Here is a 23,455-nt window from a genome sequence, read left to right as displayed (position 1 = left end):
CCTCGTAGCGCATCGCGGCCAACACGGGCGGTGCATAGCGTCGTTCCATGCCGATCCCTCCCGCGCGCCGCGGGCGCCGCCACCGTACGCACGGACCGCTCAACCCCACCGCCACCGCCACCGCCACTGCCGTGGGGCGCCGTGGCCCGGCCCTGGTGGTGCTGTGCTTCGTGCAGTTCATGCTCGTCCTGGACGACAACGTGGTGAACGTGGCGCTCCCCAGCATCCGCGACGACCTCGGCTTCGGCGCCGCGGGCCTGGCCTGGGTCGTCAACGCCTACTTCCTCGCCTTCGGCGGGCTGTTGCTGCTGTTCGGCCGCATGGCCGACCTGCTGGGCCGCAGACGTGTCTTCCTGACCGGTGTGGCGCTGTTCGGCGCGGCGAGCCTCGTGTGCGGGCTCGCGCGGGAGCCCTGGCAGCTCGTGGCCGGGCGGTTCGTCCAGGGCGGGGGAGCGGCCATGGCAAGCCCGGCAGCGCTGGCGCTGATCGCGCTCCTGTTCCCCGGCACCGAGGAGCGCGCCAGGGCGTTCGGCATCTGGGGCGGCATCGCCGCTCTGGGCGGTACGACGGGCCTGGTGATCTCGGGTGCGCTGACCGGCCTCGCGTCCTGGCGCTGGATCTTCCTGATCAACCTGCCGGTGGCCGTCGCGGCCGTCGCGCTGCTCCCGTCCCTGGTTCCCGAGAGCCGGGCCGGGCGCGCGGCACGCCTCGACCTGCCCGGCGCGGTGCTCGGCACCGGCGCCCTGGTGTCCCTGGTCTACGGACTGCTCCGGATCGGGGAGTCGGGCTGGCGGGACACCACCGCCGTCGGGCCCCTGGCCCTGGCGGTACTCCTGGCCGTCGCCTTCGCCGCCGCCGAGGCGCGAACCGCCGAGCCACTGGTGCCGCTGTCGTTCCTGTCCCTCCGGTTCCGGGCCGTCGCCAATGGGGCGACCCTGCTGTTCTCCGCCGCCATGTACGCGATGGCCTTCCTGCTGATGGTGCACCTCCAGACCGTGCTGGGCTATCGCCCGCTCACGGCCGGTCTCGCCTATCTGCCCTACTGCGCCGGCATCCTCACGGGCATGTGGCTCTCCTCCCGGGCGGTGACCAGGCTCGGTACGCGCCCGGCGCTCGTCCTCTCGTTCCTGATCAGCGCGGCCGGGTTCCTGCTGCTGTCCGGTGTGGCACCGGACGACGGCTACGCCTCCGGGGTGCTGCCCGGCATGCTCGTCACGAGCCTCGGATGCGGGCTGAGCCTGCCCGCCCTGACCGTGGCCGCGCTCGAGGGCACCACCGAGGAGAACGCCGGGCTCGGCTCCGCCGTCCTGAGTTCCGTCCAACAAGTCGGCGGCGCCGTGGGGGTGGCGGTGCTCGTCGCCCTCGCCACCCACCGCGGCGACACCCTGGCCGCCGAGGACGGCCCCCTGCGTGCCGCGACGGAAGGCTTCTCCCTCGCCCTCACCGTCGCCGCCGCGCTCCTCGCCCTCGGGGCCGTCCTCATCGGCGCCTTGCTCGGGAAACTCAGTCGATGAGGTCGAGGGCGGCGGCGATGACGCTGTCGCCGTCGATGCCGTGGTACCGGTAGACGTCGTCGAGGGCACCGCACTGGCCGAACCGGGTCACACCCAGGGTGGTGACGGGCACCTGATGCACGGTGGCGAGGAAGGCCAGGGTGTGCGGATGGCCGTCGAGCACGGTGACCAGCGGGGTGGCCCGGTCGGCGGGGAAGGCGCGGTCGAGGATCCAGTCCGGCTCCTCCGCCAGGCCACGCCGCGCCTGGAGGGCGCGGAACAGCAGGTCCGGGCTGGTCACGCACACCACATCGGCGCCGTGGCCGAGCGCCTGGAGCCGTTCGGCGGCGGCCAGGGCCTCGGGGACCAGGGCGCCCATCGCCGCGATGGTCACCACCGGCTTGTCGTGCCGCCGCAACCGGTACGCGCCCGCCACCACCTGCCGACGCCGTCGCTCACGCGCCGCGGGGTCGGCGGGCACGGCGGCCAGGGACTGGTCCACCGGCCGGGTGGACAGCCGCAGATACGCCGAACTCCCCTTTGGCTGGCCGAGGTTGCCCAGGGCGGCGAGCAGACACCACTCGGTGTCGATGGCGAAGGCGGGCTCGTACGACACACACCCCGGCTGCTCGGTGCCGAGCGACGGAGTGGTGATCGACTGATGTGCGCCGCCCTCCGGGGCGAGCGTCACACCGGACGGGGTGCCCACCAGGATGGACTGGCCGCCCGCGTACATGCCGAACGACCACGGCTCCAGCGCCCGGTTGACGAAGGGGTCGTACACCACGCCGATGGGCAGCAGCGGCTGCCCCCAGCGGCTCCAGGTGGCGCCCAACTCGCCCAGCAGACCTACCAGGTTGGTCTCGGCGATGCCCAGCTCCACATGCTGTCCGGTCGGCTTCTCCCGCCAGTGGAGGATCGTCTCGGCGTCGTCGGCGAACCAGTCGGTGCCTTCCGTGGCCGACCACACGCCGACCTTGTTCAGCCAGCCGCCCAGGTTGGTGGTCGAGCTGACGTCCGGGCTGACGGTGACGATCCGGCCCGCCGCCTCCGGCGCCCGGCGGGTGAGGTCCAGCAGCGCCCTCCCCAGCGCCTGCTGGGTGTGGCCGGTCCCGGCGGGCGCCGGGCGGCCGAGGTCGGCCGGAAGGGCGGGCGGCTGCCGCGGCTCGCGCTCGGGCCTGCGCAGCCGCTCGGCGGCGGCCGCGCACAGCGACGCCTCCGCCGAGCCCTGGGGGAAGAGGTCCCAGGGGCGGTCCAGGTCCGCCCCCAGCCGCTCGGCCAGTGGGCCCATCTGGTCGGCGGTCAGCAGCGAGGAGTGGTTCTGCGGATGGCCCTCGGTGGGCAGCCCGTGACCCTTGACCGTGTACGCGAAGATCACGGTCGGCCGGGTGTCGTCGATGGTGTCGTACGCCTCCAGGAGCGCCCCGAGATCATGGCCGCCCAGGTTGCGCAGCGCGGCGAGCAGCGTGGTGTCGTCCAGTTGCGCGATGAGCCCGGCGATGGGTCCTGCGGTGGAGCCGGTGCCGGGCAGCCGCTCGCGCAGCTGGTCGGCGGTGCAGCGCAGCAGCCGCTGGTATTCGGGGTTGCCCATGGCATCGATGCGGGTGCGCAGGGCCTCCCCGCCGGGCCGGGCGAACAGCTCGCGCAGCAGATGCCCGTACTTGAGCGTCAGCACCTGCCATCCGGCGGCCGTGAACATGCCCTGGAGCCGTCCGGCGGCGATGCCGGGCACCACACGGTCCAGCGACTGCCGGTTGAGGTCGACGATCCACGTGACCTCGCCCAGGGAGGACACCACCGGGTCCTGGACCGCCTCCCAGATCGCCCCCTCGTCCAGCTCCGCGTCGCCGAGCAGGGAGTACTGCCGCCCGGTCCCGGCGCCGCCGAAGCGGCCCTCCACATAGCGCCGGGCGAGCGCACCCCACAGGGGCGCGGTGGCGCCGATCCCGACCGAGCCGGTGGAGTAGTCGACCCGGTCGGGGTCCTTGGACCGGCTGGGGTAGCTCTGGAGTCCGCCGAAGGCGCGAAGCGTCGTCAGATACGACTCGTCCAGCTCGCCGAGCAGGTAGTTGATGGCGTGCAGCACCGGTGAGGCATGGGGCTTGACCGACACCCGGTCCTCGGCGGTCAGGGTGTGGAACCACAGCGCCGTCATGATCGAGGTCATCGACGCGCTGGACGCCTGGTGACCGCCGACCTTCAGCCCCGTGGGGTTCGGCCGGACCCGGTTGGCATGGTCGATGATGGCCGTGGACAGCCACAGCACCCGGCGCTCGACCGCTGCCAGCGTGCCGAGCGTCCCGGGGTGTGCCCTCCCGGCCGGGTCCTTGCCCGGGGCACCCGAGAAGGTCGCGTCCATGACCACATTGACCACCTCCATGGCCTGGACCTGGCGTCCAGGAATGCTGTGTGATGCGAGAAGTAGACAGAGAGCCCATCAACTGCGCAACATGTCGTCTTCCGGCTGAGCAATCTGCCCACCGCGCCGGGGTGAAAGAGCGCTCGGCTGATCAAAATGACCAATAGCTACGGCCGTCTAGAGCGGCAGCGGCGGCCACGCTCCCCAGGGCTGGGACCACGTGTACGTACGCTCCGCGTCGCCCGTCCGCCAGCGGCGCGGGGCCGTGGTCCCGAGCCAGTCCAGCGGTTCGACGCCGCCGGGTGACCCGCCGTCCAGCGCGAGCCGGACGGCCGCGCCGAGGTCGGCGTCGGTCCCCGGGGTGCGGGCGGCCGGGTCGACGGAGACGAACAGCGCGGTGCCGGAACGGGCCACCAGGTCCAGGAACTGACGGTTCAGCCGCCACTCGGTGGCCGGGGTACAGGGCACGCAGTCGGCGTCCACCGCGTAGAAGCGGCTGTGCTGGGCCAGCCGGAAGGCGAGGGTGTTGATGCCCATCCGCCGGGTGCGCTCCCAGTGGCGGCCCGAGGTGTCGTCGCCGGTGCGCTGCACCTGCACCAGACCCGCCGCCAGATGTCCGACGGTGTTGCAACCGAGCACCAGGGCGTCCCCGGCCGCCTCGGCGATGGTCCGGTAGAGGGCCACCAGCACTTCGGCGGTGGTGCGGGTGCGATCGGCGAGCCGCCAGCCGGGACCGGCCATCTCGTGCGGTGTGTCCGGGTGGAAGCGGCCGAAGACGTCGTACGTGCTGAAGTCGTGCTTGATCAGCTCGAAGCCCCAGGAGCGGAAGCGGGCGACATCGGCGGCGACGGCGGAGAGGGTGGCGTCCAGCGACGGGTCCAGGGGGATCCGGCCGGGAGCGCCGGTGTCCGTGCGCATCCCCTCCGCCGGCACCCGGGACAGCAGCGGCCGGAACCACAGGCCCGGCCGGGCGCCGCGGTCGGCGATGCCCGCGGCCAGCCCCGCCATGTCGTCGAACAGCCCGGGCAGGCCGGTGTCCCACGGCCCTCCCGGGGCGCTGCCCCCGCCCTCCGTCCAGCCGTCGTCGACGACGCAGAACGGCCGCACCGGATGGTCCCCGGCGAACTCGGCGATGGTGGCCGCGTCGCGCAGTACGGCGTCCGGGCCGAAGTCCCGGCCGTACGCGTAGTACCAGTTGTTGCAGCCGACCACCGGCTGTGCGGGCAGCAGCGGATCGGGGGACATGGCGGCGCACAGCTCCTGGAGCGCCGCGTACGGGGTGGTGTCCGCACCCGTCGCCACCCCGACCACGATGGCGGCGGCGATCTCCCGGTCGCCCGGCAGCACCGGCAGGCCGCCGGAGCGTACGTCCAGCCACAGCGTGGTGCCGTCCTCGTCCACCGTCCAGCAGCACAGCGCCCCGGCGCGGGTCCGCACCCCCAGCCCGGCACTGGTGCCGGTGGCCGGGTCGGTGCCCAGCCAGTACCAGGGCAGCGGGCGTTCCGGCTGGATGCCACGCCACTGCAATTCGCCGTACGAGCGCTCCCACGCATCGCCGAGCACCAGGGCGGGGCGGTGGTCGCCGGGGTGGTGGCGCCAGCGCAGCGCCACCGTCGACAGGCCCTCCGGACCCGGCGCGGCGAGCGCCAGCCGCAGGGCGCCGTACGGATCGTGTCGCGCCGTCACCTCGGCGCCGGGCACGGTCCAGCGGCCCGTCCCCGCCGGTGCGGCGGTGCGCGGGTCCCCGGACGGACCGGTGATGACATGGACGGAGTCGGGCAGCGGAACGTCGATCACGGACATGGATACCTCACCCCTTCACGGCGCCGGAGGTGAGCCCCTGCACGATGTGGCGGCTCGCGAAGGCGAAGAGCACCATCGTCGGCAGGATCGTGAACACGGCCGCAGCCGACATCGAGCCCCAGTCGATGTTGAAGCTGGAGATGAAGCCGTTGAGGGCCGTCGGAATGGTCTTGTTGGCGTCGCTGTTCATCAGGGTCACCGACAGGAACAACTCGTTCCAGCAGTTGACGAAGTTGAAGATGAACGCCGCCACGATCCCCGGACGCATCACCGGCAGCAGCACCCGGAACAGTGCCGAGAACCGGGAGAGGCCGTCGATCATCGCGGCCTCCTCCAGCGCGTCGGGGATGTTCTCGAAGAAGCCGCGGAGCATCACCGTGCAGAAGGGGATGCACACGGCGATGTAGACGAGGATGAGCCCGAGCCGGTTGTCGACCAGCTTCAGGTCGGTCATGAGCAGATACAGCGGGCCCAGCGCGATGAAGGCCGGGATCATCTGGGTGACCAGGGCGGCCGTCAGCAGCGCGGACTTGGTGCGGAACTCGAAGCGCGCCAGCACGTACGCCGACAGCATCGAGATGGCGGTGGCGACCGCGCCCGCGACGGTCGCGACGATGAGGCTGTTGGTCAGATAGGTCCCGAAGTCGGCCTTGTTGAACAGCTCGCGGTAGTTCTCCAGCGAGAAGTGCTCGGGCCAGTAGGCGAGGGGGAAGGAGAAGATGTCGCCCGGCGCCTTCAGCGAGGTGACGAGGATCCAGTACAGCGGGAAGACGGTGAAGGCCAGCCACAGCACCAGGAAGACGATCCGGACGGCCCGGCCGGCGGCGGTCTCTTTGCCGATCACGACTTCACCTCTCGCTTCTCGCGCGTGGCCAGCAGGAAGAACACCGTGAACAGCAGTAGCCCCGCGACCACGAGGAGACCGAGGGCCGACGCCTTGCCGTAGTCGCCCTGCTGAGTGATCTTGATCATCCAGGTGGTCACGATGTGGGTCTCGTTGTTCGGCCCGCCACCGGTCATCCCGAAGATCAGATCGGGGAAGTTGAAGATCCAGATGACCCGCAGCAGCACGGTGAGGACCAGCGTGACCCGGATGTAGGGGATGGTGATCTGGAAGAGCGTGCGTGCCTTCCCGGCCCCGTCCAGCGCCGCGGCCTCGTACAGCTCGTCGGGGACCGACTGGAGCGCGGCCAGGATCATGATGGCGAAGAAGGTGACGCCGTACCAGGTGTTGGCGATCAGTACGGCGATCATCGCCTTGTGCGGATCGGCCAGCCACGCCACCGGCTCGTCGATCAGCCCCGCCTTCTGGAGCAGGTCGTTCACGACGCCGAACTCGCTGTTGAACATCCAGCGGAACAGGATGCCGATGAGGAACCCGGAGATCGCCCAGGGAAAGAAGACCAGCGCCTGGTAGACACCGCGGAAGCGGAACCGGCGGCGCAGCCACAGGGCGAGCGCGAAACCGATCACGAGCTGGGGCACGATCGACCCGATGACCCAGACGCCCGTATTGCCCAGCACGGTGCCCCAGTTGGGGTCGGAGAACACCTCCTGGAAGTTCCGCAGGCCCACCCAGGAGGTGTCGGTGAGATCGTTGAGGTCCCAGTGGCGGAAGGCCATCTGGCTGCCCGCGATCATCGGGTAGTACGTGAACACCGCCACGAAGATCGCGGCCGGTGCCATGAAGGCGGCGATGAGCAGGCCCCTGCGGGTCGTGAACTCCCGCTTCCGGCCGCCCCGCGGCCCGCTCCGGGCCCGCGGGGCGGCTTGCTTCCGGACGGGGCGCGAAGTCTTCGGCCCGGTCGTCGCTGACGTCGCGGGCATCCCTACTTCTCCTGCTCCCACTTCTTGGTCCAGTACGCGTCCCAGCCCGCCAGCAGCTCCTTGGGCGACATCTTGCCGATCACCATCTTCTGCACGTCGGCGTCGGACTTCTGCTCCCACTCGCTCCACCAGGTCACGCCGCGCGGCTGGCTCACGTTGAGATAGGTGTCGGGGTGCTTGGTCATGGTGACGTAGGACGACCACGGGCCGGTCTTGTAGAACGGGTCCTCGGTCGCCGACTTGAGGATCGGCACCAGGCTGTTCTTCTTGGTGAAGTCCGTCGACGCCTTGCCCTGGGACAGGAACTTGATCAGCTTGACGGTCTCGGCCTTGTGCTTGCTGCCCTTCGCGATGCCCCACCCGGCGGTGGCCAGCGGTTGGACGGTCTTCCCGCTGGGCCCGGCCACCAGCGGAGCGGTGTCCCACTGGTCCTTCGAGATCGACTTGGACTCGGAGACCGTGGCGATGACCTCCGGATCCTGGAGCAGGAAGGCCGTGGAGCCGTTGGAGAACGCCTCGACCATCTCCGGATAGCCCCAGGAGACGGACGACTTGGGCGATGCCTTCTTGAAGAGGGTGAGGTAGGTCTTGAGGGCGTCCAGGGCCTCGGGCGCGGAGAAGATCGTGCGCCCGTTCTTCAGCTTGTAGCCGTTGGCGAGGTCGACCTTGTCGGCCACGTACGCCTCGATGATGGCGGTGGCGTTGCTGTTGGCGTTGGCCCCGCCGCGGAACGCGTAGCCGTAGCGGCGCTTCGCCGGGTCGTTGACGGCGGACGCCTGCTTCAGCAGCTGGTCCCAGGAGGCCGGGGGCTTGCTGAACCCGGCGTCCTTGATCAGGTCCTTGCGGTAGAAGAGGCTCAGCCCGTAGAAGCCGTAGGGGACGAAGAAGGTACGGCCCTTGGCGTCCTCGGACGCCTTGACGGCGTTCTCCGTCATGCCGTTCCAGCCCTGCCAGCCCTTGAGGTCCTTCTTCATGTCGTACAGCCAGCCGTTGTTCGCCCACGGGCCGACCGTGATGTCCCGTACCTCGAGGGCATCCACGCCGCTGCCGGACTGGAGCATCTGCTGGATCTTCTGATCGGCCTGTTCGGTGGGCGGCGAGATCAGATTGACCTTGATCTTGGGGTTCTGCTTCTCGAAGTCGGCTATGAGCCCCTTGATCAGATCGGTACGGGCGGGGTTCGTCAGGCTCTCGACCATGTTGAGCGTGACCTTGCCGTCCGCGCTCGGGCTCATGGTGGAACAGCCGGTCAGGACCATCGCGGCGGCGGTGCCGAGGGCGAGGGCTGCCGTCCTTCTCCTCATCGTGCTGACCTCTTCCTTGGGTGCGGGCCGCGCTCGGAGCGGCCTGGGGGGGGCGGGGGTGGGGGAGGGGGCGTACGGTGTCGCGCCGCTACGGCGCGCCGTGCCGCCCGCGAGCCGTGCGGGCCCACTCACCGAGGACGGGGACGCAGGTCTCGGCGAAGTACTCGTAGTCGGCGGCGGTGTTGTAGACGTGGGCGGACACCCGCAGATAGCCGATGCCGCCGAAGCTGGTGAAGGCCGCCTCGACCCCCAGCTCCCCGGCGACCCGGTCGCGCAGCGCGTCGGCCTCGACGCGGGTGGCGCCCAGGCCCTCGGGCAGCCGCACCAGACGCATCCCGGGGACCGGCATGCCGACGTCGACGCCGCTGTCGGCGCCGGTCAGCTCGGTGAACGCGGCACCGATGACCTGCGCCGCGTAACCGGCCAGGTGGTCCATATAGCGACGGGCGCGCCGCCAGCCCCAGGTGCGTTCGATGAGGCCGAGCGCCGTCGGCGCCGCCAGATAGCAGGTGGCATCCACCGTGCCCTGCTGGTCGAAGCGGTCGGGGTACGGATCCTCGGCACCCCAAGAGTCGATCGGCGGGTAGAGCCGCTCACGCAGCGGACCACGGGCCACGAGCGCCGCGGTGCCGCGGGGCGCGCATCCCCACTTGTGCAGGTTCCCGACCCAGAAATCACAGGCCAGACCATCGAGTGGGGCCGGGAGCAGACCGGGTGCGTGCGCAGCGTCCACGAGCAGCGGGATCCCGCGCCGCCGCGCCTCCGCGCCGATCCGCTCCACCGGCATCAGCCGGGCGGTCGCCGAGGTGATCTGGTCCACCACGATGAGGTCCGTCGCCTCGGACACTTCGGCGAACACGGCCTCGTACGCCTGCTCCTCGTCCGCGTCGAGGGGCACCCGCGCGGTGCGGACCCTGCCGTCCCAGCGGTCGCGCGCCAGCCGCTCGGCGCCCATGGTGACGGCGCCGTAACCGTGGTCGGTGACGACGATCTCCCCGCCGCGGCGGCGGTCGAGGGCGGCGTACACGACGCTGATGCCCGCGCTCGCGTTCGGCACCAGGGCCAGGTCGTCGGCGGCCACCGCCAGGAAGTCGGCGATCTCGACCCTGGTGTCGGCGATCCGCTGCGGCAGCGCCGGGAACCACACCACTGGGGAGCGTTCCATCTCCACCCGCAGCTGCTTCTGCCGCTCCTGTGCCACCAGGGGAACCGCGCCGAAGGAACCGTGGTTCAGGTGTCTCATGGCGGGGTCCAGCGTCCACGCCCGGTCGGCTGGCCGGCCGTCGGCCAGCAACAGGGGGCGTGGCGCCGCGATGACATCGGTCTCGCTCACATGACTCCCGATCTGCCGGGCCCGGGGTGTTCCGAGGGGCATCAGAAATGGGAAAGATCTGATCGCGACCAGAACACGTATGATGACTCGGCATCCTGCATGACGGATTCCGTGCAATCAAGGGGTGTGACAGCGTGGATCATCAGATGACTTCCGATCGATACCTCTGAGACATCTGATGAATCGGTACAGTGCGGCGAAGGGCGCGGAACCGCGCCCCGCCCGTTCGGGAGGAATCGGATGTCCGCAGTCGACAAGGCGTTCCACGGCCTGCGCCACATGATCGCCACCGGGCGCCTCAGCGCCGGAGGGCGCATTCCGCCCGAGGGTGAGCTGTGCGAGGAACTCGGCGTGTCCCGGGGGTCGTTGCGCGAGGCCGTACGGATGCTCGCGGCCCTGGGGGTGATCGAGCCGCGGCACGGCTCCGGTACCTATGTCTCCCAGCTCAGGCCGGAGGACATCATAGGCAGCCTGTCGCTCACCCTGGAGCTGCTGCCGCTCTCCGGTCTGCTGGAGGTGTACGAGATCCGGCGCGTCCTGGAGTCCCACGTCGCGGCGCAGGCCGCGGCCCGCAGCACCCCGGAGACGGTGCGGGAACTCTTCGCACTCATCGAGGCCATGGACGCCACCGACGACCCCACCGAGGCATCGGACCTCGACCACCGCTTCCACGCCGCGATCGCCACCGCGGCCGGAAACCCCGCCCTCGCCTCCCTGCTCTCGGTCTTCCGCGCCCGCTCCCGCAAGTACCAGATCTTCACCCTCCCCGAGGGCGAGCGGATGCGGCGCAAGAGCGACGAGGACCACCGCGTGCTGGCCACCGCGATCGCCGACCGCGATCCGCGCGCCGCCGCCGGTGCGGCCGAGGCGCACGTCGCCCAGACGGAGCGATGGCTGCGGGCCTTCATGCCGCCCATGGAGGAGGACTCCCCGGCCTGACGGGACGGTGAGCCGCGTTGCGTTGCGATTGATGAGTCAGACCATTGCGGGTTTCGCAATGCGCCCCTAGGGTCGGCGGCATGCTGCACACTGCGGACGCGACGCGTCAGCGGGTGCGTGAGGTGCTGCGCGGATACCCGGGCAGCCAGCGCGCGTTCGCCGACGCCATGGGGCTGGACCCCACCAAGCTGTCCAAGTCGCTGACCGGGGCGCGGCGGTTCACCCCCGCCGAGCTGACCAGGATCGCCGAGATCGGCAACGTCACGGTGAACTGGCTGATCAACGGCAGCGACGAGGCGGACACCGTGTCCGCGGTTCCGCAGCGCAGTGCCCGACGGCCCGTACGCGACGGGGACACCGGACGGTACCGCCAGATCCTCGACGCGGCCTGCCGCCTCATCGCCGAGCGGGGCTATCACGCGGTGCGGGTGTCGGACGTCGCGGAAGCCTGCGGTACGAGCGCCGCCACGATCCACTACCACTTCCCGGGCCGCGACGGTCTGCTCACCGAGGCGCTGCGCCACTCGGTGCAGCAGGCTTTCGACCGCCAGGTCGCGGAGCTGCACCGCATCGAGGACGCGCATCAACGGCTGCTGCGCCTGGTCGAGTTGCAGCTGCCCACCCCGGGCGCGTTGCAGCGGGAATGGTCGATCTGGCTGCAAGTGTGGAACGAGACCGCGCTCCGCCCGGAGCTGCGGGTGCTGCACACCGATTCCTACGCCCGCTACCACGAGACGGTCGCGCGCACGATCGCCGAAGGCCAGGCCCAGGGCGTCTTCACCGACGCCGATCCCGAGGAGCTGGCCGTGTCCCTGACGGCCCTGATCGACGGTCTGGGCATCCAGGTGCTCACCGGCCGCCCCGGCCGCAGCGTCGAGCGGATGCGGCGGATTCTCTACGACTTCGTGCAACGCGAGATCGTCCGGAGCTGAGCGACCGCGACCTCGCACCGACCGATACGAACCCGGAAACAGCACCGTCAGGAACAGGAGCCGGGTATGGCAGACAGCGACGACGAAGCCGAGCAAAACACGGGCCGGGTGATCACGCCCTACGAGGGCACCGGCCACCGCACCTGGGACGACACCGCCGACATCCCCGCACCGTTGTCCTTGCACCACACCACCGTCAGCCCGGCCTGGGTGGACTACAACGGCCACATGAGCGAGTCCTGCTACCTGCTGGTCTTCGGGGACAACGCGGACGCGTTCTTCCGCTACATCGGCATCGACGAGCGGTACCGGGCCGCGGGCCACTCGCTGTACACGGTGGAAACCCATCTGCACAACCGCCGCGAAGTGGCCGAGGGGGAGCCGATCCGGCTGACCCTCCGCGTACTGGACCATGACACCAAGCGGGCCCACATCTTCCACGAAATGCACCACGACACCACCGGCACACTGCTGGCCACCGCCGAACAGATGCTGGTGCACGTCGACATGGAGCGGGGGCGGTCGTGCCCGATGCCCGCGACCCTGCTCCAGCGGCTGGCCGCGATCCACCAGGCGCACACGGCCCTGCCCCGGCCCGAGGTCGTGGGCCGCCCGATGGGGATCCCCCGCCGCGGCTGAAGCCCACGCCACGCCCGAAGCCCATTCGCTCCCGTCCCGCCGTCCTGAGGAGCCGCCATGGATTTCGAACTCACCGACGAGCAGCGCATGATCGTGGACACGGTGCGCACGTTCGTCACGAACGAGCTGGAGCCGCACGAGGATGAGGTCGAGCGGCTCGACGAGGTGCCGCCCGCACTGGCCGAGCGGATCCGCCGCAAGGCCCTCGACGCCGGGCTCTACGCGGCCAACATGCCCGAAGAGCTGGGTGGCGGCGGCCTGGACGCCACCAGCATGACCCTGGTGGAGCGCGAGCTGGGCCGCACCGGCTACGCCCTCCAGATGCTCGTGGCCCGGCCGAGCAACATCCTTCAGGCCTGCGAAGGGGAGCAACGCGAGCGCTATCTGCTCCCGACCATCCGCGGGGAACGCCATGACTGCCTCGCCATGACCGAACCCGGCGCGGGATCCGACGTACGCTCCATGACCACGCGCGCGGTACGGGACGGCGACACGTACGTCATCAACGGCACCAAACACTTCATCAGCCACGCCGACGCGGCGGACTTCGTGATCCTCTTCGCCACCACCGGTGCCACGGGCCCCACCACAGGGAAGAACCCGATCACGGCATTCCTGGTGGACCTGGACACCCCGGGCCTCACCGTCACCCGTGGCTCGGCGGCCGTATCGCACCGGGGATACCACCAGTGCGAACTGTCCTTCACGGACTGCCGGATCCCCGCGGGCGGGCGCCTCGGCGAAGAGGGGCGTGGCTTCGACCTGATGGCGGAGTGGCTGGGCGCCAGTCGGCTCAGCGTCGCCGCCACCAGTGTCGGGCGCGCCCGGCGCGTACTGGACCTCGCCACGGGGTGGGCCGCCGAACGCCGCCAGTTCGGGCAGACGATCGGCCGGTTCCAGGGCGTCAGTTTCCCCCTGGCGGACATGGCCACCGAGCTGGAGGCCGCCGAACTGCTCACCATGCGGGCGGCGTGGAAGCTCGACCAGGGCACCATGACCGACCGGGACGCGGCGATGGCGAAGCTGTACGCCTCGGAAGCGCTGGGCCGGATCACCGACCGGGCGGTGCAGATCTTCGGCGGCATGGGGCTGATGGCGGAACTGCCGATCGAACGGTTCTGGCGGGACGCCCGGGTGGAGCGCATCTGGGACGGCACCAGCGAGATCCAGCGCCACATCATCTCCCGCTCCCTGCTGCGTCCCCTCGGATCGTGACCCGGGGATGGGTACCAGGGACAATCTCCGGCGCCTGCTGAACCCGCGCCACATCGCCGTGTTCGGTGGCGACACCGCCGCGGAAGCGATCCGGCAGTGCCGCCGCGCGGGCTTCACCGGGACGATCTGGCCAGTCCATCCCAGGCGTACGACCATCGAGGGCCTGCGCTGCTACCCGAACACCGCCGCGTTGCCGGGTCCACCGGACGCCGCGTTCCTCGCCGTACCGAGGGATGCCACCGTCGAGGTGCTGACGGAACTCGCCGCACGCGACGCGGGCGGAGCGGTCTGCCACGCGGCGGGCTTCGCCGAGGACGGGCCGAACGGTGCGCGGTGGCAGCGCGCGTTCGTCCGCGCCGCGGGGCAGATGGCGGTGATCGGGCCCAACTGCATCGGGATGCTCGACTACCTCGACGGCGCCGCCCTGTGGGCCGACCAGCACGGCGGGCGGCGGGTGGACCGCGGCGTCGCCGTCATCACGCAGAGCGGCAACATCGGCCAGAACCTGACCATGCAGCGCAGATCGATGCCGCTGGCCCGGCTGGTGACGGTCGGCAACGCCGCCGTGACCGGGGTGGCCGAGTTGGTGGACGCCCTGCTGGAGGATCCCCGGATCACCGCGATCGGTCTGCACCTGGAGGGCATCGACGATCCCGCGGGCCTGTCCCGGGCCGCCGTACGCGCGCTCCACCGGCGGATCCCGATCGTCGTGCTGAAGACGGGCCGGTCGGAACTGGGCGGCCGGGCCAATCTGAGCCATACGAGTTCCCTGGCGGGCTCCGATGTGCTCTGCGACGCCTTCTTCCGGCGCCTGGGCATGGCCCGGGTGCACCAGGTCGGCACCTTCCTGGAGACGTTGAAATACCTGCACGTCCACGGGGCACGGCCCGGGGCGCGGATCGCCTCCGCGAGCTGCTCGGGAGGCGAGGCGGCACTGCTGGCCGATCTCGCCCACGATCACGAGGTCGAACTGCCACCGTTTCCGGACGCCACCGCCCAGCGGCTGGGCGAGGTGCTCGGCGAACGCGTCTCCGTCGCCAATCCCTTGGATTACCACACCTACATCTGGGGCGACGCCGACGCCCAGCGGAACTGCTTCCGCGCGTTCCTCACCACCGGTTTCGACATGCACCTCCTGGTGCTCGACTTCCCGCGCGCGGACCGCTGCTCGCCGGATACGTGGCAGACCACCCTGGACGCCTACCTGGCCGCGCTCCGGGACACCGGTGCGCCCGCGTGTGTGGTCAGTTCGCTGCCGGAAGGGCTGCCGGAGCCGGTGCGCACCCGGCTGCTGGACGAGGGCGTCGCCCCGATGCAGGGCATCGCCGAATGCCTGACGGCCATCGCGGCGGCGCGCCACATTGGCCTGGCCCAGGAGGCGGCCGATACGGTCCTGCCGCTCGACCCGGCCACCGCGCATCCGACCGGGACACCTCCGCTCGACGAATGGCAGGGGAAACGGATCCTCGCCGAGTGGGGAGTGCCCGTACCGGAGGGCGCCGTGGCCACCGCCGCGACCGCGGTCGAAGCGGCCCGGGACATCGGATTCCCCGTGGTGGTGAAGGCGGTCTCGGCGGCGATCGCGCACAAGAGCGATGTCGGCGGCGTACGCCTCGGGCTGACCGGGGAACAGCAGGTGCGCGCCGCGGTGGACGGCATGGCGGGCCTCTCGGACCGCTTCCTCGTGGAGCGCATGGTCCACGGCGCGGTGGCGGAACTGATTGTCGGGGTCCACCGGGACCCGCAGTTCGGTCCGGCACTCACCATCGGCGCGGGTGGCACCATGGTCGAACTCCTCGGCGACGCGGCGACCCTGCTGCTGCCCGTACGACGGGACGAGATCCGCGCCACGCTGCGGCGCCTGCGGAGCTGGCCGCTGCTGACCGGCTACCGCGGACAGCCGCCGGGCGACATCGACGCGGTCATCGACGCGGTGGCGGCCGTGGCCGACTTCGCGCGCGTCCACGCGAACACACTCGTGGAACTCGACATCAACCCCCTGCTGGTCCTGCCCGGCCACGGCGGCGTGGTGGCCGCCGATGTGCTGATCAGCCTGGGGACCGTAGAACGAGGAGGAGCGCATGGCTGATCCGGTACGTACGGAGGTCGACGGCGGCATCCTGGTGGTGACCCTGGACCGTCCCAAGGCGAACGCGATCGACGTGGCCACGAGCCGCGCGCTCCACGCGGCATTCGACCGGCTGGCCCGGGACGAGACGCTGCGCGTGGCGGTGCTCACCGGCGCCGGGCAGCGGTTCTTCTCGGCGGGATGGGACCTCAAGGCCGCGGCGTCGGGCGAGGCGATCGACGCCGACCACGGCCCGGGCGGCTTCGCCGGCCTCACCGAACTCTTCGACCTCGACAAGCCCGTCATCGCGGCGGTCGGTGGCCTCGCCCTGGGCGGCGGCTTCGAACTCGCCCTGGCCGCCGACCTGATCGTCGCCGCCGACCACGCCGAGTTCGCCCTGCCGGAGGTGACCCTCGGCATGGTCCCCGACTCCGGCGGAGTGCTGCGGCTTCCCCGGCGCCTCCCGCAGGCGGTGGCCAGGGACCTCCTGCTGACCGGGCGCCGGATGCCCGCCCACGAGGCGGAACGGTGGGGCCTGGTCAACCGCGTCGTCGACGGATCCGAACTCCTGGAGGCGGCCATGCGGCTGGCCCGCGACATCTGCGTCGGGGCGCCACTGGCCGTGGCGGCGATCAAGGAAATCCTGCGCACCACGGCCGGTGCCACGATCGAGGAGGGCTACGAGCACCTGCGCCACGGCCACCTGCCCGCCTACCGGACCATGCTGACGTCCGACGACGCGGTGGAGGGCCCGCGGGCCTTCGCCGAAAAACGCCTCCCCCGGTGGACCGGCCGCTGACCGTGGGCCGTCGGCTCAGACGACCGGCTGGCCGATGCCCAGCATGTTCCCTTCGCTGTCACGGAACCAGGCGCCGCGTTCACCCCGCGCGCCCTTGCTCGGGTAGTTGCCGTCGATGTCGGCGATCCCGTCCCGTGTGCGCAGCCCCGGCAGGTCGACCTCCTCGAACACCACGCCGCGCCGCTTGAGGGTCGCCACGGCCGTTTCGATGTCGTCGACCTCCCACCCCATCTGGGTGAAGGTGCCGGGGGAGGCGCCCGCCGATTGGAACAGGGCGAAGTCCACGCCCCCGCACCGGTAGAGCAGCCCACCGGGCCGTTCGTCGACGGGCTCCAGCCCGAGCTTTTCCGAGTAGAAACGCCTCGCCCGGTCCAGGTCCTGGGCCGGAAGCCTGGTCGCCGCGCGGGCCCGGGCGAGAACGTTGCTGTCGTCCGCGTTCATGGCCCTACTGTGCCCCGCGCGGTGGCCGATGCGGTGGAGGCGACGGGGTGTGCGTGCCGTCGGCTCACCGGCCCGCCGCCTGGAAGCCCCGCAGCCGGAGGCTGTTGCCGACCACGAAGACGGAGGAGAAGGCCATGGCCGCTCCGGCGATCATCGGGTTGAGCAGTCCGGAGGCGGCGAGGGGGAGCGCGGCGACGTTGTAGGCGAAGGCCCAGAAGAGGTTGGACCTGATGGTGCCCAGGGTCTTACGGGACAGCCGGATGGCGTCGGCCGCGGCCCTGAGGTCGCCGCGCACCAGGGTCAGGTCCCCGGCCTCGATGGCGGCGTCGGTGCCGGTGCCCATCGCGAGGCCGAGGTCGGCCTGGGCGAGCGCGGCGGCGTCGTTGACGCCGTCGCCGACCATCGCCACCGAACGGCCCTCGGACTGGAGCCGCTTGACCACGTCCACCTTGTCCTGCGGCATGACCTCGGCGATCACCTGCCCGGCATCGATGCCCACCTCGGCCGCGACCGCCGCGGCGACGGCCTTGTTGTCGCCGGTCAGCAGGACGGGGGTCAGGCCCAGGGCGCGCAGCCGCCTGATCGCTTCGGGGCTGGTGTCCTTGATGGCGTCGGCCACCTCCAGGACCGCGCGGGCCTCGCCGTCCCACGCGACCGCGATGGCGGTACGCCCCGCCGCCTCGGCTTCCGCCCTGGCCCGCTCCAGCTCCGCGGGCAGGTTGATGGCCCACTCGGCCAGGAGCCTGGTCCGGCCGACCAGGACCGCGTGGCCCTCCACGATGCCCTGGACACCCAGTCCGGCCACATTGGCGAAGTCCTCCGGGGCCGGCAGGCTGCCCACCCGGGCGGACGCCCCCGCCGCGACGGCCTGGGCGATGGGGTGTTCGGAGGAGTGCTCCAGAGCGCCCGCGAGCCGCAGCACATCCGTCTCGTCCGTGCCGTCGGCGGTGTGCACCGCGAGCAGGGTCATCCGGCCGGTGGTGACGGTGCCGGTCTTGTCCAGGACGATGGTGTCCGCCCTGCGCGTGGTCTCCAGGACTTCGGGCCCCTTGATGAGTATGCCGAGCTGGGCGCCGCGACCGGTGCCGACCATGAGGGCGGTCGGGGTGGCCAGGCCCAGGGCGCACGGGCAGGCGATGATGAGAACAGCGACCGCGGCGGTGAAGGCGGCGGTCAGCCCCGCGCCGTTGCCGAGCCAGAAGCCGAGCGTGCCGAGCGCCAGGGCGATCACGACCGGGACGAACACGGCCGAGATCTTGTCGGCGAGCCGCTGAGCCGCGGCCTTGCCGTTCTGCGCGTCCTCCACCAGTTTGGCCATGCGGGCGAGCTGGGTGTCGGCGCCGACCCGGGTGGCCTCCACGACCAGGCGACCACCGGCGTTGAGCGTGGCCCCGGTGACGTTGCCGCCGACACCGACCTCGACCGGGACCGACTCACCGGTGAGCATGGAGGCGTCGATCGCGGACGTACCCTCGACGACCGTGCCGTCGGTGGCGATCTTCTCGCCTGGCCGGACCAGGAACCGGTCGCCGACCGTCAACTCACCTACTGGGATGAGCTGTTCACGTCCTCCGCGCAGGACCGTGACGTCCTTGGCGCCCAGCTCCATCAGCGCCTTGAGCGCTGCGCCCGCCTTCCGCTTGGACCGTGCCTCGAAGTACCGCCCGGCGAGGATGAAGGCGGTGACACCGGCCGCGGCCTCCAGGTAGATGTTCCCGGCGCCGTCGGTGCGGGTGATGGTGAGTTCGAAGGCGTGCGTCATGCCGGGCGTTCCGGCCGTACCGAAGAACAGGGCCCACAGCGACCAGAGGAACGCCGCGGTCGTGCCGACGGAGATCAGCGTGTCCATGGTGGCCGCGCCGTGCCGGGCGTTGGTCCAGGCCGCCTTGTGGAAGGGCCAGGCGGCGTACGTGACCACGGGGGCCGCCAGCGTCAGCGACAACCACTGCCAGTACTCGAACTGCAACGCGGGGACCATGGCCATCGCGATCACCGGAACCGCGAGAACGACGGCTGCGGTCAACCCCTGCCGCAGCGGCCGTAGTTCGGCCTCTCCCTCGTCGTCCGCGTCGGCGCCGGGCGCCGGGTGCGCGGGGTCCGGCTCGGGCTCCCGCGCGGTGTATCCGGTGGCCTCGACGGTGGCGATCAGCTCGGCGACGGCGATGTCGTCCCGGAACGTGACCTTCGCCTTCTCGGTGGCGTAGTTGACGGTGGCCTCGACCCCGTCCATGCGGTTGAGCTTCTTCTCGATCCGGGCCGCGCACGAGGCGCAGGTCATGCCGCCGATGGCGAGTTCGACCTCTTCGGCGCCGGGCGTAGCGGTGGTCATGTCTGCTCCTCCGCAATCGATGGCGGATACCCCGCCTAGGTATGTTCACGACCTCGTCCTGTATACCCCCCTCCCGTATCCTTGGCAAGGTCGGGCTCGGCTTGACTTGATACCCCCTAGGGGTATTGTGAAGTGCGGAAGGCCGCGAGGAGAGGCGGCCTGGAGACGAGGAGTGCGCCATGAAGACCGGACTACGGATCACCGCATTCGCCGCCGCGCTCGCCGCGACCTTCGGCACCGCGTACGGCGTGGGCAGCGGGGTCGGCGAGATCTCGCCCGAGCCGAAGAGCGCGGCTCACGGTGAGCATGCGGACGCCGCGCGCCCCGAGAAGAGCGGCGGCCTCGAGCAGGGCCATGAACAGGGCGAGACGGCCGCCCCGCCCGGAGGGCTACAGATCTCCGACGGTGGCTACACCCTCGACGTGAAGACCGTGCGCCTCCAGGCAGGCAAGCGCGCCGACCTGCGCTTCGCCATCGTGCGGAACACCACCGGCCGACAGCTCACCCGCTACGACCGGGAACACGACAAGGAACTCCACCTGATCGTCGCCTCCCGCGACCTGACGGAGTATCGCCACCTCCACCCCACCCGGGCTGCCGACGGCACCTGGTCCACTCCCGTGGATCTCCCCAAGGCGGGCGGCTATCGCGTCTTCGCCGACTTCAAGCCCAAGGGCGGGGAAGCGCTCACGCTCGGCGCCGACCTCGCCGTGGCCGGAGCGTACGAGCCGAAGGAGCTGCCCGCGCACAACACCACGGCCGAGGCCGACGGTTACGAGGTCCGGCTGGGTGGCGATCTGACCCCCGGCACCCCCGGTGAGCTGACGTTCACCGTCACCCGGAACGGCAAGCCGGTGCGCGACCTTCAGCCCTACCTCGGCGCCTACGGCCACCTGGTCGCCCTGCGCTCCGGCGACCTCGCGTACCTGCATGTGCACCCCAACGGCGAACCGGGCGACGGCAAGACCAGGCCCGGCCCCGGCGTCGCCTTCACGGCGACGGCGCCGAGCCCCGGCGCGTACCGGCTGTTCCTGGACTTCAAGCACCAGGGCAAGGTCCACACGGCGGCCTTCACGGTCCCCGCGCAGGGCGCGCCCGGGACGGCGGCGAGCGCCACCGAATCCGAGCACTCACACTGAACGAAGTGCCTTAGTCGCTCCGCCCGAAGCACCGCTCCAGTTCGTTCAGGTTGTAGAACTCGCTGCCGCGGGCGACCGGTCGGCAGCTGGTTTTGAACGCGGTCTCCTTCTCGTTGTAGAGCATCCGCACGAGATACGTGTCGCCCTTGCGGAAGACGTCCCACTGGATGTTCGCGCCCAGCGGCGCCACGGACGCGCCCCGCCAGGGGTTGTCGGCGTAGGTGTACGGCCCGTCGGTGGTGACGGCCTTCGTGCTGCCGGGGAGCCTCATCAGCGTGGCGAGCGGGATGATCTCCTCGGCGTGGGTGAAGCGCAGCTCCGCGCCGAGCTTGCTCGTCCCGTCCCGCTTGGCCTCGACCTGCTGGAAGAAGTCGTCGAGCAGCACGTCGGCCATCTTGTAGGTGATGTCGCTGTCGGCGAAGCTCGGGCCCTTCTCGTAGAAGTCCTCGGTGTCGCCGAGGTAGCCGAACCAGGCGGCATCACTCGGCGCGATGTAGCGGTCCAGGTGCCGGCCCTCGCCGCCGGGGCTCTCCTCGCTCATCGCCGGGGCGATGGCATAGAGGTCGTAGACGGCCTCGGCGGCGTCGACGTCGCTCCCGATGGAGGCGAACTCGCCGTCGGAGATCCGCTGGACGAACGACGGCTTGAAGATCTTCTTCAGGACGCTCCCGGCGGCACGGTGGGTGGCCGGCTGGTCCTTGATGCTCTTCAGGGTGGCAGCGAGCCGCGGGTCGTTCTCCAGCCAGTCCTGGTACGCGGCGCCGCCGGTGGACTTGTGGAAGTACAGCAAGTCCTTGTCGGTGCGGGCCGGGCCGATGAGCGGCTTGAGGGCGGGGTCGGCATCGCCGAGGGAAGCGGCGAACGTGTTGCCGCTGTCGACGGCCCGCCCCTGCCCGGAGCTGACCACGTCGATCTTCTCGGAGGTCTTGGCGATCCGCTGGAACAAGCCCGGCAGCCGCTTCGCCAGCCGTACGGCCGTGTCGCGCATCTCGCGCTTGCCTCGCCCGCTGAGATTGCCGTACCCCACCTTGGCCATGGCGGCCTGGAGCGCGCGCACCTCGGGCCCGAACTCCCGCCCCCGGGCCGTGAGCAGGCCCTCGGCCTCGGCCTTGTCCCACAGCGCGAGGATCAGCTCACCGTCGGCGCCGTCGGTCGCGGAGCGCGAGCCGTGCCGGGACACGTTCTCCGTGAACACCGGGGCGAAACCGGCCGGCGGGCGCTGGTACGAGCGGGCGTTCTGCCGCGGCTCGTACGTGGCTTTCGTCCCGTAGCTGTACGTGGCCTTCGCCCCCGCGGCGCCGGCGTTGCCGGTGGCGGTGGCCTGCGCCGACAGCGGGGCGGCCAGCAGGGCGCCGAGCCCGAGGGCCAGGGCGGGGGTGATGCGTCTCATGGTCGGACCGTTCCCTACTCGTGGAGGATCGGGCGATCGCTCGGTGATCTGTCACATGGTTCGCGGGCGATGTGAACGCACCATGGCCGAATGGTATGGCGTGCCCCAAGTCCGGCATGTCCGGGCAGTGAGTATCAGTCAGCGCGCGCTGAGCACTTCGTGGCGGTCGGACGGAGCCCGTGGCACGGTGCGCCGGGCGACGACGGCCAGCGCCGCGACCGTCGCGGCGACGATCAGCGGGTGCCCGACCAGCCACGTCTGGACGCTCTCGAAGGGGTCGTACGACGTCAGCGTGGCGCGTTCGAGCATCCAGGAGACCGAGAACACCAGGCCGACCACGGCCACGCCGGTGCGGAACGCGGGGTAGACGCGGGTACGGGACAGGACGAGCAGCGACGGCATCATCAGGGCGACCACCAGCAGTTGGGTCAGTTCGATGCCCAGGTTGAACCCCAGCAGCGTGGTCACGAGCGATCCGCGGTCGAGCCCGAGATCGCCGATGAGCGAGGCGAACGCCAGCCCGTGCACGAGCCCGAAACCGCTCGCGATGAACACCTCCCCATGAGCCACCAATGGCCGGATGGCATGGACGGCCGAGACCGCGATCGAGACCGCGATCAGCGTCTCGACCGGCCGGGACGGCAGGTCGATCACCCCGGCCGCCGCCAGCGCGAGGGTGAGCGAGTGGCCGACGGCGAACGCCGTCACGACGTGCACGACGCGGCCGACGGCGCGCCGGGCCGACGGGGCGGTACGCCATCGGCCCCTGGTGGCCACCAGCGGGGCGGGGATGAGCAGCATGAGCAGGAACAGCAGATGATCGGCGCCCTCGCCGATGTGCTCGACGCCCAGGCCCGCCGTGGTGGCGAAGCCCCGCAGCCACGAGCCCTGGCCCGCCGGGACTTCGAGGCTCTTCGTCGTGTAGTCGAAGATCCCGAGGGTTTCGGCATCGTCGGTCTTGAGGATGCCGCGGTCGAAGTCGTAGCGGACCGTCGCGATGATCCGGTGCGTCAGCAACTCCTCGACGATGACGTCGTACCGCAGGTCGAAGGTGGTGACCCGGCCGTCGGGCGGACGGATCCGGAGCGGGTAGACGAGATGGGGTGTCCCGTCAATCGTGCGGACCGATCCCGCGCCGAGCGTGACGGGCCAGGGCCGGTCGTCGTCGCCGACGGCACTGATATGCCCGGCCGTGTACGTCTCGAGGAACGCCCGGTCGGCGCCGAGGACGCTGTCGCGGGTGAGTTCGCGGTCCACGGCCACGGCCAGCCGGTCCAGGGGCAGCTGCACCTCCCCCTCGACCCGGTCGTCTCCGATGTCGAGGAGGACGGCCGAGGTGCTCATCGGATGGGCACCGGCCGGCGACGCGAGGCCGCCGACCAGCAGGAACGCCGCGATCAGGAACGCGGGCAGGAGACGCTTCACCGCACAGACCTCTCCCCGCC

General features: G+C 70.9%; 18 protein-coding genes. 8 read left to right on the top strand and 10 right to left on the bottom strand.

Annotated elements, in window-relative coordinates; all coding sequences use genetic code 11:
- The first annotated feature begins 47 nt into the window (after positions 1–47).
- Positions 48–1,514, top strand: coding sequence for an MFS transporter (locus tag SSOG_RS04810; RefSeq protein ID WP_009713086.1), 1,467 nt, complete (start codon positions 48–50; stop codon positions 1,512–1,514).
- Here the strand turns inward: SSOG_RS04810 and SSOG_RS04805 are convergent.
- The 6 genes from SSOG_RS04805 to SSOG_RS04780 all read right to left on the bottom strand — a co-directional run bounded on the left by SSOG_RS04805 (position 1,504) and on the right by SSOG_RS04780 (position 10,119).
- Positions 1,504–3,873, bottom strand: a complete 2,370-nt coding sequence (locus SSOG_RS04805; RefSeq protein ID WP_009713085.1) for a transketolase-like TK C-terminal-containing protein — start codon at positions 3,871–3,873, stop codon at positions 1,504–1,506. The two genes, SSOG_RS04810 and SSOG_RS04805, sit on opposite strands and share 11 nt — an antisense overlap.
- Positions 3,874–4,029: 156 nt before the next feature.
- Positions 4,030–5,655 carry an alpha-amylase family protein gene (locus SSOG_RS04800; RefSeq protein WP_009713084.1) on the bottom strand — a complete coding sequence of 542 codons (1,626 nt, stop codon included), beginning with the start codon at positions 5,653–5,655 and terminating at the stop codon, positions 4,030–4,032.
- 7 nt (positions 5,656–5,662) lie between these two features.
- A complete protein-coding gene (locus SSOG_RS04795; protein ID WP_009713083.1) occupies positions 5,663–6,499 on the bottom strand; it encodes a carbohydrate ABC transporter permease in 837 nt (278 codons plus the stop codon).
- Positions 6,496–7,482 carry a carbohydrate ABC transporter permease gene (locus tag SSOG_RS04790; protein ID WP_009713082.1) on the bottom strand — a complete coding sequence of 329 codons (987 nt, stop codon included), beginning with the start codon at positions 7,480–7,482 and terminating at the stop codon, positions 6,496–6,498. Before SSOG_RS04790 ends, SSOG_RS04795 begins: the two co-directional genes overlap by 4 nt.
- A 2-nt stretch (positions 7,483–7,484) precedes the next feature.
- The gene (locus SSOG_RS04785; protein WP_039936578.1) at positions 7,485–8,786 is read right to left on the bottom strand and encodes an ABC transporter substrate-binding protein; all 1,302 of its coding nucleotides are present in this window, start codon (positions 8,784–8,786) and stop codon (positions 7,485–7,487) included.
- An 88-nt stretch (positions 8,787–8,874) separates the two neighbouring features.
- A complete protein-coding gene (locus SSOG_RS04780) occupies positions 8,875–10,119 on the bottom strand; it encodes an aminotransferase class V-fold PLP-dependent enzyme (protein WP_039936577.1) in 1,245 nt (414 codons plus the stop codon).
- Between the two features lie 240 nt (positions 10,120–10,359).
- Between SSOG_RS04780 and SSOG_RS04775 the strand changes: the two genes are divergently transcribed.
- The 6 genes from SSOG_RS04775 (at position 10,360) to SSOG_RS04750 (ending at position 16,711) form a co-directional block, all read left to right on the top strand.
- Complete coding sequence (locus tag SSOG_RS04775; RefSeq protein WP_009713079.1) at positions 10,360–11,058, top strand: FadR/GntR family transcriptional regulator; 699 nt, start codon at positions 10,360–10,362, stop codon at positions 11,056–11,058.
- Positions 11,059–11,138: 80 nt separating this feature from the next.
- Positions 11,139–11,990: a TetR/AcrR family transcriptional regulator gene (locus SSOG_RS04770; protein ID WP_039936575.1), complete on the top strand. Its 852-nt coding sequence runs from the start codon at positions 11,139–11,141 to the stop codon at positions 11,988–11,990.
- Between the two features lie 66 nt (positions 11,991–12,056).
- Positions 12,057–12,629 (top strand): thioesterase family protein, encoded by a 573-nt coding sequence (locus tag SSOG_RS04765; RefSeq protein ID WP_009713077.1) that lies wholly within the window; start codon positions 12,057–12,059, stop codon positions 12,627–12,629.
- Between the two features lie 57 nt (positions 12,630–12,686).
- A complete protein-coding gene (locus SSOG_RS04760) occupies positions 12,687–13,844 on the top strand; it encodes an acyl-CoA dehydrogenase family protein (protein ID WP_009713076.1) in 1,158 nt (385 codons plus the stop codon).
- A gap of 7 nt (positions 13,845–13,851) precedes the next feature.
- Entirely contained in the window at positions 13,852–15,933 is a 2,082-nt protein-coding gene (locus tag SSOG_RS04755; RefSeq protein ID WP_009713075.1) for an acetate--CoA ligase family protein, read from the top strand.
- Entirely contained in the window at positions 15,926–16,711 is a 786-nt protein-coding gene (locus SSOG_RS04750) for an enoyl-CoA hydratase-related protein (protein ID WP_009713074.1), read from the top strand. Before SSOG_RS04755 ends, SSOG_RS04750 begins: the two co-directional genes overlap by 8 nt.
- 15 nt (positions 16,712–16,726) lie before the next feature.
- On the opposite strand, the gene SSOG_RS04745 is transcribed toward SSOG_RS04750, so the two are convergent.
- The gene (locus tag SSOG_RS04745) at positions 16,727–17,152 is read right to left on the bottom strand and encodes a VOC family protein (RefSeq protein ID WP_009713073.1); all 426 of its coding nucleotides are present in this window, start codon (positions 17,150–17,152) and stop codon (positions 16,727–16,729) included.
- Positions 17,153–17,216: 64 nt separating this feature from the next.
- Positions 17,217–19,481 carry a heavy metal translocating P-type ATPase gene (locus tag SSOG_RS04740; protein WP_009713072.1) on the bottom strand — a complete coding sequence of 755 codons (2,265 nt, stop codon included), beginning with the start codon at positions 19,479–19,481 and terminating at the stop codon, positions 17,217–17,219.
- A 179-nt stretch (positions 19,482–19,660) separates the two neighbouring features.
- Here SSOG_RS04740 and SSOG_RS04735 point away from each other — a divergent pair, with 179 nt between their 5' ends.
- Positions 19,661–20,620, top strand: coding sequence for a hypothetical protein (locus SSOG_RS04735; protein ID WP_009713071.1), 960 nt, complete (start codon positions 19,661–19,663; stop codon positions 20,618–20,620).
- 10 nt (positions 20,621–20,630) lie between these two features.
- On the opposite strand, the gene SSOG_RS04730 is transcribed toward SSOG_RS04735, so the two are convergent.
- Both SSOG_RS04730 and SSOG_RS04725 read right to left on the bottom strand, forming a co-directional pair.
- Positions 20,631–22,010: a histidine-type phosphatase gene (locus SSOG_RS04730; protein ID WP_009713070.1), complete on the bottom strand. Its 1,380-nt coding sequence runs from the start codon at positions 22,008–22,010 to the stop codon at positions 20,631–20,633.
- 138 nt (positions 22,011–22,148) lie between these two features.
- On the bottom strand, positions 22,149–23,435 hold the full coding sequence (locus SSOG_RS04725) for a HupE/UreJ family protein (RefSeq protein WP_009713069.1): 1,287 nt from the start codon (positions 23,433–23,435) through the stop codon (positions 22,149–22,151).
- Positions 23,436–23,455 lie beyond the last annotated feature (20 nt).

The organism is Streptomyces himastatinicus ATCC 53653 (genome assembly GCF_000158915.1).
GTDB classification, from domain to species: domain Bacteria; phylum Actinomycetota; class Actinomycetes; order Streptomycetales; family Streptomycetaceae; genus Streptomyces; species Streptomyces himastatinicus.
Note: the sequence above shows the minus strand (reverse complement) of the source record. Positions and strands in the feature narration are given on the sequence as shown.